Annotated in this window: 14 protein-coding genes; 4 read left to right on the top strand and 10 right to left on the bottom strand. The window is 71.6% G+C overall.

Annotated features, from left to right (window positions below; all coding sequences use genetic code 11):
• The first annotated feature begins 8 nt into the window (after positions 1-8).
• Positions 9-1,202 carry an acyl-CoA dehydrogenase family protein gene (locus tag VQH23_RS08645; protein ID WP_338665228.1) on the top strand — a complete coding sequence of 398 codons (1,194 nt, stop codon included), beginning with the start codon at positions 9-11 and terminating at the stop codon, positions 1,200-1,202.
• Between the two features lie 101 nt (positions 1,203-1,303).
• On the opposite strand, the gene VQH23_RS08640 is transcribed toward VQH23_RS08645, so the two are convergent.
• Genes VQH23_RS08640 through VQH23_RS08630 form a run of 3 tightly spaced genes read right to left on the bottom strand, consistent with a single transcriptional unit; the run spans position 1,304 to position 4,428 of the window.
• Positions 1,304-2,110: an enoyl-CoA hydratase-related protein gene (locus VQH23_RS08640; RefSeq protein WP_338665227.1), complete on the bottom strand. Its 807-nt coding sequence runs from the start codon at positions 2,108-2,110 to the stop codon at positions 1,304-1,306.
• Positions 2,111-2,121: 11 nt separating this feature from the next.
• A complete protein-coding gene (locus VQH23_RS08635) occupies positions 2,122-3,294 on the bottom strand; it encodes an enolase C-terminal domain-like protein (RefSeq protein ID WP_338665226.1) in 1,173 nt (390 codons plus the stop codon).
• 48 nt (positions 3,295-3,342) lie between these two features.
• Positions 3,343-4,428: an Ldh family oxidoreductase gene (locus VQH23_RS08630; RefSeq protein WP_338665225.1), complete on the bottom strand. Its 1,086-nt coding sequence runs from the start codon at positions 4,426-4,428 to the stop codon at positions 3,343-3,345.
• A gap of 137 nt (positions 4,429-4,565) precedes the next feature.
• Here VQH23_RS08630 and VQH23_RS08625 point away from each other — a divergent pair, with 137 nt between their 5' ends.
• Positions 4,566-5,570 (top strand): tripartite tricarboxylate transporter substrate binding protein, encoded by a 1,005-nt coding sequence (locus VQH23_RS08625; protein WP_338665224.1) that lies wholly within the window; start codon positions 4,566-4,568, stop codon positions 5,568-5,570.
• 9 nt (positions 5,571-5,579) lie between these two features.
• Complete coding sequence (locus tag VQH23_RS08620) at positions 5,580-6,734, top strand: mandelate racemase/muconate lactonizing enzyme family protein (RefSeq protein WP_338665223.1); 1,155 nt, start codon at positions 5,580-5,582, stop codon at positions 6,732-6,734.
• Here the strand turns inward: VQH23_RS08620 and VQH23_RS08615 are convergent.
• Genes VQH23_RS08615 through VQH23_RS08585 form a run of 7 tightly spaced genes read right to left on the bottom strand, consistent with a single transcriptional unit; the run spans position 6,731 to position 13,849 of the window.
• Positions 6,731-7,498: an FCD domain-containing protein gene (locus VQH23_RS08615; RefSeq protein ID WP_338665222.1), complete on the bottom strand. Its 768-nt coding sequence runs from the start codon at positions 7,496-7,498 to the stop codon at positions 6,731-6,733. The two genes, VQH23_RS08620 and VQH23_RS08615, sit on opposite strands and share 4 nt — an antisense overlap.
• Positions 7,499-7,548: 50 nt before the next feature.
• Positions 7,549-8,562: a tripartite tricarboxylate transporter substrate binding protein gene (locus VQH23_RS08610; RefSeq protein WP_338665221.1), complete on the bottom strand. Its 1,014-nt coding sequence runs from the start codon at positions 8,560-8,562 to the stop codon at positions 7,549-7,551.
• Positions 8,563-8,618: 56 nt separating this feature from the next.
• Complete coding sequence (locus tag VQH23_RS08605) at positions 8,619-9,668, bottom strand: malate/lactate/ureidoglycolate dehydrogenase (RefSeq protein ID WP_338665220.1); 1,050 nt, start codon at positions 9,666-9,668, stop codon at positions 8,619-8,621.
• Entirely contained in the window at positions 9,668-10,636 is a 969-nt protein-coding gene (locus tag VQH23_RS08600; protein WP_338665219.1) for a 2-hydroxyacid dehydrogenase, read from the bottom strand. The genes VQH23_RS08605 and VQH23_RS08600 overlap by 1 nt, the downstream gene beginning before the upstream one ends.
• Before the next feature lie 10 nt (positions 10,637-10,646).
• Positions 10,647-11,645 carry a tripartite tricarboxylate transporter substrate binding protein gene (locus VQH23_RS08595; protein ID WP_338665218.1) on the bottom strand — a complete coding sequence of 333 codons (999 nt, stop codon included), beginning with the start codon at positions 11,643-11,645 and terminating at the stop codon, positions 10,647-10,649.
• Positions 11,642-12,844, bottom strand: coding sequence for a mandelate racemase/muconate lactonizing enzyme family protein (locus VQH23_RS08590; protein WP_338665217.1), 1,203 nt, complete (start codon positions 12,842-12,844; stop codon positions 11,642-11,644). The genes VQH23_RS08595 and VQH23_RS08590 overlap by 4 nt, the downstream gene beginning before the upstream one ends.
• A gap of 12 nt (positions 12,845-12,856) precedes the next feature.
• Positions 12,857-13,849, bottom strand: a complete 993-nt coding sequence (locus tag VQH23_RS08585; protein WP_338665216.1) for a tripartite tricarboxylate transporter substrate binding protein — start codon at positions 13,847-13,849, stop codon at positions 12,857-12,859.
• 140 nt (positions 13,850-13,989) lie between these two features.
• Between VQH23_RS08585 and VQH23_RS08580 the strand changes: the two genes are divergently transcribed.
• On the top strand, positions 13,990-14,667 hold the full coding sequence (locus VQH23_RS08580) for a FadR/GntR family transcriptional regulator (protein WP_338665215.1): 678 nt from the start codon (positions 13,990-13,992) through the stop codon (positions 14,665-14,667).
• Positions 14,668-14,692: the final 25 nt, after the last annotated feature.

Genomic DNA, 14,692 nt, shown 5'->3' with positions numbered 1-14,692 from the left:
GACGCGGCATGAACCACATCGATCCCACCCTGGCGGGCGCCAGCGTCGAGCTGGGCGATGACTTCGCCGACATCCGCGAGGGCGTGCGCGCGGTGTGCAAGGGCTTCCCCGGTACCTACTGGCGGGAGCTGGAGCGGACGGACGGCTACGCTGAGGAGTTCGTGCGCGCCATGAGCGACGCCGGCTACCTCGGCGCCCTGATCCCGGAGGAGTACGGCGGCGCCGGCCTGCCGCTGCGCGCGGGCTGCGTCATCCTGGAGGAGGTGCACGCGGCCGGCTGCTCGGCGGCCGCCTGCCACGCGCAGATGTACATGATGAAGGCGCTGCTGCGGCACGGCACCGAGGAGCAGAAGCGGAAGTACCTGCCGGGCATCGCCACGGGCGAGATCCGCTTCCAGGCCTTCGGCGTGACGGAGCCGACCACGGGGTCCGAGACGCTGAAGCTGCGGACGCGCGCCGTGCGCGACAACGAGGGCTACGTCATCAACGGCCAGAAAATCTGGACCTCCCGCGCGCACAAGTCGGACCTGATGATGCTGCTGGTCCGCACCACGCCGCTGGAGGAGGTGAAAAAGCGGACGGAAGGCCTCTCCGTGCTGCTGGTGGACATGCGGGAGGCCGCGGGAAACGGCCTGACCACGCGACGCATCGAGACGATGGTGAACCACCAGACGAACGAGGTCTTCTTCGACAACCTGCGCGTGCCCGCCGACGCGCTGATCGGCGAGGAGGGGCAGGGCTTCCGCTACATCCTGGACGGCATGAACGCGGAGCGCATCCTCACCGCCTCCGAGTCCATCGGCGACTGCCGCTACTTCGCGCGCCGCTCCGTGGACTACGCGAAGGAGCGCGTGGTGTTCGGGCGCCCGATCGGCCAGAACCAGGGCGTGCAGTTTCCTATCGCACGCGCCTACGCCGAGTATCGGGCGGCGGAGATGCTGACGCGGGCGGCGGCGGCGCTCTATGAGGCAGGCAAGCCCTGCGGCGAGGAGGCGAACGTCGCCAAGCTGCTCTCGGCGGAGGCGGCCTGGGATGCGGCGGAGGCCTGCATGCAAACTCATGGCGGCTTCGCGGCCGCCACCGAGTTCGACATCGAGCGGAAGTGGCGGGACTGTCGGCTGCAGCGCATCGCGCCCATCTCCACCAACCTGATCCTCGCCTTCATCGGGCAGAACGTGCTGGGGATGCCGAAATCCTACTAGATCCTGAAAGCGGCGAAGCCAACACGGTGGCTTTCGGACCGCTAGCGGAGCTGTGGTGCGCAATGAGGGGCAGAGGCTGGCCCGTGTGGCGGAGACCCCATTCAACCTTCACCTGAGTTCCCGGGCTGCCAGGATGGCCGCCGCTTCTCGCGAAAGGCCAGCAACCCCTCCCTTCCTTCCTCGCTGGCGCGCTGAAGCCGGGACTCATCGGCCAGCGCGGACGCGTCCTTATCCGTCAGCAGAAGGCGATTGGCGCGGAGAAGGGAGTGCTTCGTGACGGCCACCGCTCGCGGCGCCGCGGCCAGGACCTCCGATAACAGGGCTCCGAGGCGGTCCTCGATCTCCGGGGCCGGCACGATCTCGTGGACCAGGCCGATCCGGAGCGCCGTTGCCGCGTCGAAGCGCTCGCCGGTCAGGGCGTAGCGCCGTGCCTGGCGCAGGCCCAGCGCGTGCACCAGATGCGTCGAGATGGGGGTGGGCGCGACACCGACGCGCACCTCGGTCAGCCCGAACACCGCCTCCGGGACGGCGAGGGCGATGTCAACGCAGCAGAGCAGGCCGCAGCCGCCCCCGAAGCAGGCGCCCTGCACAAGGGCGAGGGTCGGCGCCGGGAACTCGTTCAGCCGCCGGAAGGCATCGACGCTCGCCTCCGAGGCCATCCGGCCTCTCTCGGGGGACTGTCCCGCCACCTCCGCCATCCAGCGCAGGTCCGCCCCGCACTGGAAGTGGCGGCCCGCGCCCCGGACCACCAGGGCGCGGAGCTCCGGCCGGCCAGCTGCCTCCTCCAGCAGGTCGCGGAAGCGCCGCAGCAACACCTCGTCGTAGGCATTGCCGACCTCCGGCCGGTTCAGCGTCAGCGTCGCAATGCCATGCGCGTCGAGATTCAGGGTGACGGATGTCTCTTCCATGGTCCCGCCCCTCACCAATCCACCACCGTGCCGTCCTCCAGCATCGCGTTCTGCGTGTGCAGCACCTCCTGCTGGAATGGGTGCTTCGCCGCCTCCCTCTCGTCCACCTCCACGCCGAAGCCCGGCAGCTCCGGCACGGGCCAGAAGCCGCCGTCGCGCTGCACGGGCTGGCGCACCACGTCGTGGTACCAGGGCACGGACCCTGGCATTGCCTCCTGAATCAGGAAGTTCGGGGTGGCCACGGCGTAGTGCAGCGCGGCGATCCCGGCGAGCGGGCCGTTCGGGTTGTGCGGCGCGATGCCGACCTGCGCCACCTCGGCGAAAGCGGCGATCTTCTGCGCCTCCAGCAGCCCGCCGCAGTGGTTGAGATCGGGCTGCAGGATGTGCGTCGCCCGGCGCTGCAGCAGCTCGGCGAATTCGCGCACCCCCACCAGCCGCTCGCCCGTGGCTATGGGGCTGGGGGACGCGGCGACGATCTGCACCAGCCCCTCCGTGTCGCCGGGCTGGATGGGCTCCTCGCAGAACATCGGGGCCAGCGGCTCCAGCGCGCGGATGAAGCCGAGCGAGGCGGAGACGGTCGCGGGACGGCCGTGGAAGTCCACCATCACCTCCGTGTCCTCGCCCACCGCGTCCCGCAGGGCGCGCCCCAGCCGCTCCACGTGCCGCAGCGCGGCGGGCGAGGCGTTCGCGCCGGCATAGGGGATGAACACGACCTTCAGGGCGTCGTAGCCGGCCTCCAGCACGGCCTGCGCGCGCTCGGTCAGCCGGCCGGCGTCGAATGTCTCGTACACGGCGCTCATGTCACCGAGGCCGAGATGGGTGTAGAGCCGCACCTTGTCCCGCACGCGCCCGCCGAGCAGCCGCCAGACCGGGACGCCCAGCGCCTTGCCCGCGATGTCCCACAGCGCGTGCTCGATCCCGCTGATCGCCGTCATGCCGATGATGCCCAGGCGGTAGTAGCTGTGCTTCTGCATGATGCGGCAGGCCTGCGCGATGTCGCGCGGGTCGCGCCCGATCAGCAGCGGGGCGAGGTCCTCCACGGCGCCCGTCACGGCGCGGGTCTTCCAGTTCAGCGTGGCCTCGCCCCAGCCATAGAGGCCGTCCTGGTCGGTGAGGACCTTCACGAAGACCCAGTTGCGCATCTGGGCGTTCACGACGATGGACTGGATGCCGGTGATCTTCATGGGCTGGCAGCCTCCCGAAAGATTCGTAGGGATGGATTGGGCGGCGCTTCAGGGCGCTGGCTTGCCCAATGCCGGGGCCGGGTCCACCCCCAGGCGGTGGGCCCAGTCCTCGATGGAGGCCAGCACCCTGGCCGGGTAGGGCAATCCCTCCGCCAGGTGGCGGGCGCGGTTGGCCAGGGCGCGCTCGCCGGGCAGGCGCACGGGCGGGCTGCCCTCGCGCGGCCTGCTGCCCCGGCACCGCTCGGCCAGTGCGGTGGTCTCGCGCAGGAAGGCATCACGCCCGGCGAAGGCGGCGGGATCGATCACCTGCAGGAACACGCCCTGCCCACCCCGCGCCGGCACGGTGCTGCGGCCATGGCCGGACAGGCCGAGGCTCAGCGCCTCCACCATCAACGAGAAGCCGAAGCCCTTGTAGCCGAACTCCGGCCCGCCCAGCAGCGCGATGGTGCCCGGCGGATCTGCGGCCAGCGTGGCCGGGTCGTCGCTGGGATGGCCCTGCCCGTCCAGCAACCAGGGCCCCGGCGTCCGTTCCCCGCGCGCGGCATAGGCGGCGATGCTGCCGTTCGAGACCACCGAGGTGCTGTGGTCGATCAGGATCGGGTCGCCATGGGTCGGGATGCCGTAGGCGACGGGATTGGAGGTCAGCACAGGATCGGCGCCGCCGAATGGCGCGACCGAGGCGATGCCGGGATCGGTCGTCGCCAACGTGACGAATAGCACGTGATCCGTGATCGGCTTCAGATAGGCCTGTAGGCAGCCGATATGCGCGCAGTCGGCAATGGTGGCGGTCACCACCGGGTGCCCGGCCGCGCGGGCGAGCACCTCGCGGATCGCAAGGCGCATCACCCAGGCGCCGGGCAGCCGGTTCGCGCGCCAAGCGAAGCTCGCCCCGCCATCCATCAGCACCTGCACCTCTCCTCGCAGGGCCGTCGCACCGCGCTCGATCCGCTCCAGGTAGTTGGGCAGCATGGACAGGCCGTGGGTGCGATGGCCCAGGAGATCGGCTTCCAGCAGCACGTCGGCCACCGCCTCCGCCCACTCCTCCGGCATCCCGGCGGCCGCCAGCAGCCGACGCGCCGTGCCCGCGAGGAGCATGGGATCCTTGACGGGGCCGTCCTCGGCCGGTGCGCTCATGGAGTCCTCCTCGCGGCCGTGCGACGGGCACGCGCCGCCACTCAATTCATATGATGACCATTTGACTTGAAAGGGAATGGGTCTTTAGCTTGGCGGAGCCCGGCCGGGAAAGAGCCCTGGGCAGGAGGAAGACAGGAATGGCCCAAGCAGGCACGAGCCGGGCGCGCCGCGCCCTTCTGGCGCTGGCCGCGCCGCTGCTCGCCCTGGCTCCAGGGCTGGCCCTGGCCCAGCCGCAAACCCAGCCCGCCCCGGCGAACCGGCCGGTGCGCATGCTCGTCGGCTTCCCGCCCGGCGGCTCCACCGACATCTTCGCCCGCGCCCTCTCGGACGAGCTGACGAGGATGTGGTCCACCCCGGTGGTGGTGGAGAACCGCGGCGGCGCCAATGGCATCATTGCGACCGAGGCGCTGGTGAAGAGCGAGCCGAACGGCGAGACGCTGATGTTCACCATCTCCTCCCACGTCACCAACCGCGCGCTCTACCCCAACCTGCCCTACAACCCGCTGCGCGACGTGACCCCCATCGCCCTCGTCGCGCGCTCGCCCTTCATCGTCGTCGGCAACCCGCGCTTCCCCGCGCGGAACCTGGCGGACCTGGTCCGGCTGGCGAAGGAGAAGCCCGGCGGGATCGACTACGCCTCGCCCGGCCCAGGCTCCGCCCAGCAGCTCGCCATGGAGTTGCTGACGAGCACGGCCGGCATCCGGCTGAACCACGTGGCCTATCGCGGCGGCGCCCCGGCGATGACGGACCTGATGGCGGGCGTCGTCCCGCTCTCGCTCCTCACCACCACCCAGGTGCTCCAGCAGGTGAGGGAGGGGACGCTGCGCCCGATTGGCGTCACCACCGCGCAGCGCTCCACCATGCTGCCTGATGTCCCCACCATGGCGGAGCAGGGCCTGCGGGGCTACGAGGCCGATGTCTGGTTCGGCGTGATCGGCCCGGCGGGCATGCCCGCGCCCATGGTCGGGCGCATGGCGGCCGACATCTCCCGCGCGCTGTCCAACCCGGCGGTGCGGGAGCGCTTCACCTCGCAGGACGCCGTCGTCCTCAACAGGCCACCGGAGGAGTTCGCGCAGCTCATGCGCGACGAGGACCGGAAATGGTCCGAGCTGATCCGCGCCGCCAACATCCGCGCCGAGTAAGGGAACCCCATGCCGAAGATTGCCTCCGTCGAGGTCTGCGTCGCCCGCGTCCCGCTCGACAAGCCGATCAACTTCTCCACGCGGCAGGTCACGGCACGGGAGTACTGCCTGGTCCGCGTGCGCGCGGAGGACGGCACGGCCGGCCTCGGCTACTGCTACGCCGTGAACAAGGCCGGGCGGCTGCTCTTCGATGCGGTCGTGGACGGCCTCTCGCACAAGGTGATCGGCCAGGACTCCCACCGCGTGGAGGGTATCTGGCAGGACATGTACCAGGAGACGCTGCTGCTCGGCCGCGTCGGCGGCGTGATGCGCGCGCTCAGCGCCATCGACATCGCCATCTGGGACCTGAACGCGCGCCTGGCCGGCCTGCCGCTCTACCGCTATCTCGGCGCCGCCGTGCTGGACCGCGTGCCCTCCTATGGCAGCGGCGGCTACTACTGGCCGGGCAAGGGCGACAAGGAACTGGGCGACGAGCTGCGCGCCTTCGTCGATGCCGGGCACCGTGCGGTGAAGATCAAGGTCGGCGCGCGCGGCCGGACCCCGGCGCAGGAGGCGGCGCGGCTGCGCGCGGCCCGCGAGGCGATCGGCCCGGACATCGAGCTGATGCTGGACGCCAACAACGCCTGGCCGGACCTGCCCACCGCCCTGCAGTACATCCGCCGCTTCGAGCCGATGGACCCCTACTGGATCGAGGAGCCCTTCCTTCCCGACGACATCGACAACCACGCCGCCCTGGCCCGCGCGACGCCGATCCCCGTGGCCACTGGCGAGATCGAGGCCGGCCGCTGGCGCTTCAAGGAGTTGCTGGAGAAGCGCGCCGCCGCCATCCTGCAGACGGACGCGACCGTCTGCGGCGGCATCACGGAATGGCGGCGCATCACCGCCATGGCCTCCTGCTTCGGCGTCGCCACCTCACCCCATGCCTGGCACGACGTGCACGTCCACCTCGCCGCCAGCGCGCCGAGCGTCAGCTACGTCGAGTTCATGCCGGACGACCATGTGGTGAACTTCCGCCGGCTGATCGACACGCAGCTTGTGCTGGAGAAGGGCGACCTGCTGCTTCCGAAAGGCCCGGGCCTCGGCTTCGACTTCGACCCGGAGGCGATCGCCCGCTACGGCGCGAAGGATGTTGGCGGCGAGGGCATCTGGCGCGTCCTGCGCTAGACCCCGGCCTCCGCCGCGGAGGTGATCCGCGCCATGCCGGCCTTCAGGTGATCCCGCATCGCGACCCGCGCCGCCTCGGCGTCGCGGGCCGCGATGGCGTCGAGGATCCGGCGGTGCTCCTCCAGCACCACCGCCATCCGTCCGCCCTGGCGCGTGTGCCCGTGCGAGACGCCGATGCTGTCGGTCAGGTACTGCTGCAGGAAGACCTGGAACTCGACGAAGAGCGGATTGCCGGCGGCCTCCGCGACGGCCCGGTGGAAGCGCAGGTCCGCCTCCATGGCGGGCTCGCCGCGCTCGATCCTCTGAACGAAAGCCTGGAAGGCCTCCCGGATCCGCTGCAGGTCCCCCCGCCCGGCCCGCGCCGCGGCCAGGGCGGCCGCCTCGGCCTCTAGGCCCAGCCGTAGCTCCAGCACGCGCAGGACGGAGGCGTCGCTCGCCGATCCCGTCGCGATGCGGAAGGGGCGCAGGCTGCCGGAGACATAGGCGCCCGACCCCTGCCGCACCTCAACGAGGCCTTCGGAGCGCAGCCGGGCCAGCGCTTCCCGCACCACGGTCGGGCTGACGCCGTAGGTGCCGGAAAGGGCCACGATCGTCGGGAGCTGCGCCCCCGGCGTCAGGCCGTTCTCGACGATATAGGCCTGAATGGCCTCGGCCACGCGGTCCGTCAGCTTCGGCGCCGCGGAGAGGGCGGGCTGCGGCGCGGGCGCCCGATGCCTAGGCGGCGTGTCACCGCCATCGGAATCTGCCGCGCGTCGTCTTGCCACGCCGCGAGATTACAGGCCGGTCCCGCGCGCCGTCGAGAGGAAGCGCCGGATCACCCCTCGCGCCAGGGCTTCTCGGACCAGAGCTTTCGGAACTCCGCCTCCCGCCCCAAGGTGAAGGTGCGGTACTCGTCGCCCAGGATGGACCGAACAGGCATGCCGAGCCGGTCCGCCTCCGCCAGGAAGGCCGGGTCGGCGAGGACCGTGCGGTAGGCCTCCACCAGCCGGGCGTGGATCTCGGCGGGCAGGCCGGGCGGGCCGCAGATGCCGCGCTGGGCGCCGCCGCCGGAGAGGGCCACGCCCGCCTCCTGCAAGGTGGGCACGCCCGATGCCTTGTGCCAGCGGGCGGCCCCGGCCTGGGCGAGGCAGCGGGAGCGGCCGTCGCTCAGCCCCTCGTAGCCCTCGCTCATGTTGAAGGAACCGAAGTCGATGTGGCCGCCCAGCATGGCGGCCTGCAGCGGTGCGGAGCTGTTGAAGGGGATATGGACGAAGCGCGTGCCCGGCAGCTTCTGCGCGATGTCGAGGACGAGGAGATGGTCGTCCGACCCGACGCCCGTGGTTCCGTAGGAAAGTCCCTCCGGCTTCGTGCGCGCGGCCTCGAGCAGGTCGGCGAGGCTGTTGTAGGGCGAGGCGGGCCGGACCCAGAGCCCGCCCGGATCGTCCACCACGTTCGCGATGAAGCTGAACTCGCCGGCCCTGTACCGAGTGGGCCGCTCGATCGGGATGGTCACCAGCGTGGGGGAGGTGACCACGGTCAGCAGGTACCCGTCCGGCCGCGCGTTGAAGACAAACTCGTTCCCGGTCTGGCCGGAGGCGCCGGGGCGGTTGGAGATGATGAAGTTGGAGCCGGGCAGCAGCCGCTGCACATAGGGCAGGGTGACGCGCGCGATGATGTCGCTGCCGCCGCCCGGGGTGAAGGGCACCACCACCTCGATCGGCCGCTCCGTGGGCCAGGCGCGCTGGGCCAAAGCAGGCGAGGGGGCCGGCGAGGCGAGCGCGGCGCCGAGCGCACCTGCCCCCAGGCCGCGCCGCGTGACCCTCAGCCCATGCGGGTTCCTCTCGTCCATTCCATCCTCCCCTTCCGGCTGTTCCGCCGGCTTGTCCCGGTCTCGTTCGACGCTCTCTAGGCAGTCTCCAGCACGACCCCCACGCTCGCCGCGGCCTTCCCGATCTCGCGCCAGGTGGTGGCGTCCACGGGGATGCCCTCCGCCAGGCGCTTGCGGCGGCTGGCCCGCTCGGGGTCGCCCGCGACCATCACCGGCTTGCCCGGGTCGATCGCGGCCGCGGTCTTCATGTGCGCCACCACCGCCTCGACCTCCCCTGCGAACCAGGGCAGGTCCACCACATGGCCGGGATCGATCACGATGGCCGTCATACCGTTGATGATGGCGGGGTCCGCGGCATCGGCGCGCTGCGCGGCGCCGCCACCGGCCAGGGCACCGCCCAGCAGCTCGCAGATCAGGGAGAGGCCGGAGCCCTTGTGCTCGCCGAAGGCCAGCAACGCGCCGCGCGGCCCATCGCCGTACAGCACGTCGGGGTCGGTGGAGGGCTCGCCCCCATGCGTGATGATGGAGCCGGGCGCGACGTGCCGGCCCTCGTTGCGGGCCACCCGCACCTTGTTCAGCGCGATCCGGCTGGTGGCGAAGTCCAGCACGACAGGCGCATCGCCGTGCGGCACGGCGATGCAGATGGGGTTCGTGCCCGTGCGCGGCTCCCGCCCGCCATGGGGCGCCACGCGCGGCGCGCCGGAGATGCCGTTGACGAAGGCGAGCATGATCAGCCCGGCCGCCACCGCCCTCTCGCCATAGGTGCCGACGCGGCCGATGTGATGGACGTTGCGCAGCGCCAGCAGGGCCAGGCCGTTCGCCTTCGCCGCGTCGATGGCCCAGTCCGTCGCCTCCCGCGCGACCACCTGCCCGAAGCCCATGCCGCCATCCACCACCGCGATGGTGGGATCGCGCCGGATGAACTCCGCGTGCCGGTTCGGGTGAAGGCGCCCCGCGCCGATGTTGCGGATATAGGCGGGCAGCACGCCCACGCCGTGGCTGTCATGGCCGCGGAGGTTGGACTCGATCAGGTGGTCGGCGACGATCGCCGCCTCCTCCGCGCTGCTTCCCGCCCCGCGCAGCACGCGATCCACCTCGGCCCGCAGGCGCTCCGCCTGGATCAGCATCAACCCTTTTCCCTCCCTTGCCCGGCGCGCACCACGTTCTCCAGCGGCCTCCCCTCGGCGAGCCGCCGGATATTCTCCGCGATGAGGGCGTATCGCCGCTCCATCAGCCCTTCCGTCCAGCCGGAAATGTGAGGCGTGGCGCGCAGGTTCGGCAGGTCGTGGAACGGGAAGCGAGAGGGAGGGCACTCCGCCTCGCCCGGTTTCGGGTAGCGGTACCAGACATCCACGGCCGCCCGCGCGATGCGGCGGTCCCGCAGCGCCTCGAACAGCGCCTCTTCCTCCGCCACCTCCGCGCGCGCCACGTTCACCAGCAGGGCGGAGGGCTTCATCGCCGCCAGCTCCGCCGCGCCGATCAGCCCGCGCGTGCCCTCGTCCAGTGGGCAGCACAGCACCAGCACGTCGGTTTCCGGCAGCACCTCCCGCAATTGCGCAACGGGCAGGCTGCGATCCGCCGCCGCATCCGGCTGCCCGCGGCGGGTCACGGCGACGATCCGCATCCCCAGCGCCCGTGCGCGGAGGGCGATCTCCTTCCCGATATGGCCGAAGCCCACGAGGGTCATGGTCCGGCCGCAGGCCTCGCCATGGAACGGCCGATCGCGGTGGATCGCCGGCCATGTCCAGGCATCCAGCCGGTCCGGCAGCGCGCCGAGCTCCAGCACGTGCTCCAGCACGGTGAAGAGCACGTATTCCGCGATCGGAATCTCGTGCTCGAACACGTTGCAGGCCGTGCAGCCCGGCGGCAGCGCGTCCAGCGCCACCCCGTCCAGCCCCGCGCCGGGAACCTGGAGCAGCCGGCTGTCGAGCCGCCCGGCCTCCTCCTCCGTCAGCCGGGTGGTGACGAGCACGTCCGCGCGGATCGGGCCCTCCGCCGGAAGGCGCTCCAGGGGGTGAACCTCATGCCCGGCCCCGAGCAGGGCGCGGAGCCGCGGGGCCTGGGCGGCGTGTGCGCCGATGAGTTGGATCAGCATCGGACCACCCCTAATCCGCCGTGATCCGGCCGGCCTTCACCACCTGCCGCCAGCGCTCGATCTCGGAGGCCTGGAAGGCGGCGAACTCCTCCGGGCTGTTGGCCACCACGTCGAAGCCCTGCTCTGTCAGGCGCGGGGCGACGCCGGGGCTTCGCAGCGCCGCGACGGCCGCGGCATGGACCTGCGCCAGCAGCGCCGGCGGCATTCCCGCCGGCCCGCCGAAGCCCTGCCAGGAATAGACGACGAAATCGCGCAGCCCCGCTTCCAGCGCTGTCGGCACCGCCGGCAGCACGGGGCTGCGCTCCGCCGAGGTGATGAGGATCGGGCGCAGCCGCCCGTCCTGGATGTGCGGGATCACGGCGCCGAGGTTCTGGAAGGAGATCTGCGTGTCGCCCGCGATCACGCTCGTCATCGCCGGGCCGCCGCCGGAATAGGGGACGTGCGTCATCTGTGTCCCCGTCTCGATCTTGAACATCTCCCCCGTCAGGTGGTCCGAGGCGCCGACGCCAGAGGAAGGATAGGAGGCGGTGGCCACATTCGCCCTCATCCAGGCCAGCAGGCCCGGCAGGTCGTTCACCGGCAGCCTCGGGTTTACCACCAGCACGTTCGGCGTCCGCACGGTCTGCGTGATGCGGGTGAGCTGCGTGACGGGGTCGTATCCGAGGTTCGGCCGCAGTGCGACGTTGATGGCCCAGGTGCTGATCGGCGCGTGCATCAGCGTGGTGCCATCGGGCGCCGAGCGGATCACCTGCCGCGCGCCCACCTCGCCCGTGGCGCCGGGGCGGTTCTCCACCGCGAAGGGCCGGCCGAGCGCCTGCTGCATCTGCTGCGCCATGGCGCGCGCGATGATGTCGGAGGAGCTGCCCGGCGCGAATGGCACGATGATCGTGACGGCGCGGGATGGCCAGGCCTCCCCGCCCCCCTGGGCCCGCGCGGCCCAGGGCAGGGCCAGCGCCCCGGCCGCGAGAAGGCCGCGGCGTCGGATTGCCCCTGCTCCGGCGCCGCTCACGACAGCGCGCTCTCGCGGATCACGGCATCCGGTCGCGTCCGCACGGAATCCTGCAGCTTCGTCCCCAGCCCCGGCGCGGTGGGGGCCTGCACCATGCCGTTCCGCAGCACCGGCAACTCCGTCACCAGGTCGCGGTACCAGGTGGCCAGGGTCGCGCGCACCACCTCCTGGAAGATCGCGGTCGGCGCGTGGAGCGCGAGGTGCAGGCCGGCCATCAGCGTGATCGGCCCGGTGCAGTCATGCGGCGCCAGCGGCTTGGCATAGACCTCGGCCAGGGCCGCGATCTTGCGGCCCTCCGTCAGCCCGCCGCACCAGGCGAGGTCGATCATCACCATGTCCAGCGCGTCCGCCGCCAGAAGGTCGCGGAAGGGCACGGCGCCGCCCAGCGTCTCGCTGCCGCAGATCGGCGTTCGCGTCTGGCGCCGCAGGTCCGCCAGCGCCCGCGCGTCGTCCATCTTGGCGATCGGGTCCTCCGCCCAGAAGACGCCCACGTCCTCCAGCGCGCGGCAGATGCGGATGGCGGCGTGGCCCGACCACAGGCTGTGCAGCTCCGCCATTACCTCGATCCGGTCGCCGACCGCGCGGCGGATCTTGCGGAAGGGCTCCAGCCCCGCCTTCAGCTCCTCCAGCGTGATCAGGTGCCCGCCGCTCGCCGTCGCGTACTCGTCCAACGGCCAGATCTTCATGGCCGTGTAGCCCTCGGAGAGCAGGCTCTCCGCCAGGCGGCCCGCATCCTTCATGAAGGCGACCTGATCATCATAGGGACCTGCCGCCTCCTCCTGCCCGGAGGTGGCGCGGCGGCCGCCGCTGGTGTTGTAGGCGTAGCCCGCGCAGGTGTTGTAGGCGCGCACCTCCGTCCGCACCGCGCCGCCCAGCGCCTCGTGCACGGGGATGCCGTGGCGCTGGCCTGCTAGGTCCCACAGCGCAATGTCCACAGCGCTGGCGGCGCGCACCTCCGCGCTCGCGCTGTGGAAGCCGAGATAAGGGGTCATCAGGTGGCGGGAGACCTGCTCGATCCGGCGGGAATCCTTGCCGATCAGCCAGGGCGCCACCGCCTCGTGCAGCACCGCCTCCACCGCCTGGGCGCCGCGGAAGGACTCGCCGAGGCCGGTCAGCCCCTCCTCCGTCTCGATCTCCACCCAGATCAGGTTGGGTCGCTCGGCGATGCGGATGGTGCGAAGGCGCGTGACCTTGGACAAGGAAGCGGTCTCCTACTCGGCACTGATGTTGTTGGCGCGGATCACCTCGCCCCAGCGGGCCGCCTCGCTCCGCAGCTGCCCGGCCATGCGGGCGGGCGGGCCGCCCAGGGGCACCACCGCGGCCTCTCTCAGGCGCTGGCGCACGGCCGGGTCCTGCAGGGCCCTGTTGAAGGCGGCGTTGAGGGCCTCCACCGTCGCGTCCGGCGTGCCGGCGGGGGCGAGGAAGCCGAACCAGCTGTCGATCTCCAGCCCCTGGGCCAGCTCCGGCAGGCCGGACTCGCGGAAGGTCGGCACGTCCGGCAGCTCGGGGATGCGCTCGTTGGACACGGCGGCGATCGGCCGCACCGTGCCGGCGCGGATCTGCGGCAGGATGGAGGGAAGGTTGTCGAAGAACACGTCGATCCGCCCGCCGATGAGGTCGGTGATCGCCGGGCCGCTGCCGCGATAGGGGACATGGATCCAGTTGATGCCGAGCATGCCGCGCAGCAGCTCCGGCGCCAGCTGGTTCGAGGCGCCGACGCCGGAGGAGCCGAAGGTGATCGTGCCGGGCCTGGCGCGGACGAGGGCGATCACCTCCGCCAGGCTCTTCGCCGGCAGCGCGTTGCTGACGGACATCACGTTCCGCACCGCCCCGGTGAGGATCACCGGCGCGAAGCTGCGCTGCAGGTCGTAGCCGGGGTTGGCGTAGAGGAAGGGGTTGGCCGCGCAGGTGCCGATGGTGCACTGGATCAGCACCGTCCCGTCCGGCTGCGCGCGCGCCACCTCGGCCGTGCCGATATTCCCGGCTGCCCCGGCTCTGTTGTCCACCACCGCGCCCGCCGGCAGGTGGGGTGCCGCGCCCGCGGCGAGGATGCGCGCCACGATGTCGCTGGTGCCGCCGGGCACGAAGGGCACGACGATCCGCACGGGGCGGTTGGGGATCTGCGCGGCGGCCGGCGCGGTCCAGAGCGCGCAGGCCGAGAGCAGCCCGGCCAGGGCGATGCCCAGCCGTGAACGCCGTGCCATGCCAACTCCTCCCGAGCCTTGCTTCTTGCCGCCAGGGTTACCGATCCAGCAAAGCTGTCAATTCTTTTCCGGTAATCGCGCATACTTTCTTACAGCTTTGACAAGCTGCGGGTAAGCTGGCGGCGGAGGATGGAGCAGCCATGGATCAGGCCCCGCGCCGCCCACTGAGCGAGGAGGTGTATGAGCGCCTGCGCGACCTGCTCGCGTCGGAGAGCTTCCCGCGCGATTCACGATTGCCGGGAGAGGTGGAGCTTGCCCGCCGCTTCAGTGTCTCGCGGCCGGTGCTCCGCCAGGCTCTCGCGCGGCTGCGGGCGGAAGGGCATGTCGTCTCCCGCCCGGGATCGGGCAGCTACGTGCGCGAGCCGACGCGCCCGGCCTCGCCGAGCTTCGGCCCGCTGCACAGCATCCCCGACATGCGGGCCTTCCTCGAGTTCCGCTGCAGCGTGGAGAGCGAGGTGGCCGCGCACGCCGCGCGCCGCGCCGACCAGGCCGCGATCACGATCATCCGCCAAAGGCTGCAGCAGTTGGAGCAGGACACCGTGGGGCTGGAGGCCGACGTCGCCTTTCACCACGCCATCGCGCGGGCCTCGGGGAACCGCTTCTTCGTAACGACGCTGGAAGCCTTCCACGAGCAGATGATCTCGGGCATCCGGCTGACTCGCGAGCTGGCCGGCCGCCCGGAGGGTGAGCGTCGTCCGGAGATCGCCCGTGAGCACGCGCGCATCGCCGAGGCCATCGCCGGGGCGGACGAGGCGGAGGCGCACCGGGCCATGGCGGACCATCTGCGCGGCGGCATCCGGCGCCTGTTCGGTGCTTGACGCCGCGAGGCATGTGTGGGCTCCC

Source organism: Pararoseomonas sp. SCSIO 73927 (genome assembly GCF_037040815.1).
Classification (GTDB): domain Bacteria; phylum Pseudomonadota; class Alphaproteobacteria; order Acetobacterales; family Acetobacteraceae; genus Roseomonas.
This window is presented reverse-complemented; position numbering and strand designations above follow the sequence as displayed.

Bases quoted from the DNA above. Each gene is read 5' to 3' on its own strand.
- VQH23_RS08645 (WP_338665228.1), top strand. From the start codon at position 9: ATGAACCACATCGATCCCACCCTGGCGGGCGCCAGCGTCGAGCTGGGC.
- VQH23_RS08640 (WP_338665227.1), bottom strand. From the start codon at position 2,110: ATGGAAGAGACATCCGTCACCCTGAATCTCGACGCGCATGGCATTGCG.
- VQH23_RS08635 (WP_338665226.1), bottom strand. From the start codon at position 3,294: ATGAAGATCACCGGCATCCAGTCCATCGTCGTGAACGCCCAGATGCGC.
- VQH23_RS08630 (WP_338665225.1), bottom strand. From the start codon at position 4,428: ATGAGCGCACCGGCCGAGGACGGCCCCGTCAAGGATCCCATGCTCCTC.
- VQH23_RS08625 (WP_338665224.1), top strand. From the start codon at position 4,566: ATGGCCCAAGCAGGCACGAGCCGGGCGCGCCGCGCCCTTCTGGCGCTG.
- VQH23_RS08620 (WP_338665223.1), top strand. From the start codon at position 5,580: ATGCCGAAGATTGCCTCCGTCGAGGTCTGCGTCGCCCGCGTCCCGCTC.
- VQH23_RS08610 (WP_338665221.1), bottom strand. From the start codon at position 8,562: ATGGACGAGAGGAACCCGCATGGGCTGAGGGTCACGCGGCGCGGCCTG.
- VQH23_RS08605 (WP_338665220.1), bottom strand. From the start codon at position 9,668: ATGCTGATCCAGGCGGAGCGCCTGCGGGCCGAGGTGGATCGCGTGCTG.
- VQH23_RS08600 (WP_338665219.1), bottom strand. From the start codon at position 10,636: ATGCTGATCCAACTCATCGGCGCACACGCCGCCCAGGCCCCGCGGCTC.
- VQH23_RS08585 (WP_338665216.1), bottom strand. From the start codon at position 13,849: ATGGCACGGCGTTCACGGCTGGGCATCGCCCTGGCCGGGCTGCTCTCG.
- VQH23_RS08580 (WP_338665215.1), top strand. From the start codon at position 13,990: ATGGATCAGGCCCCGCGCCGCCCACTGAGCGAGGAGGTGTATGAGCGC.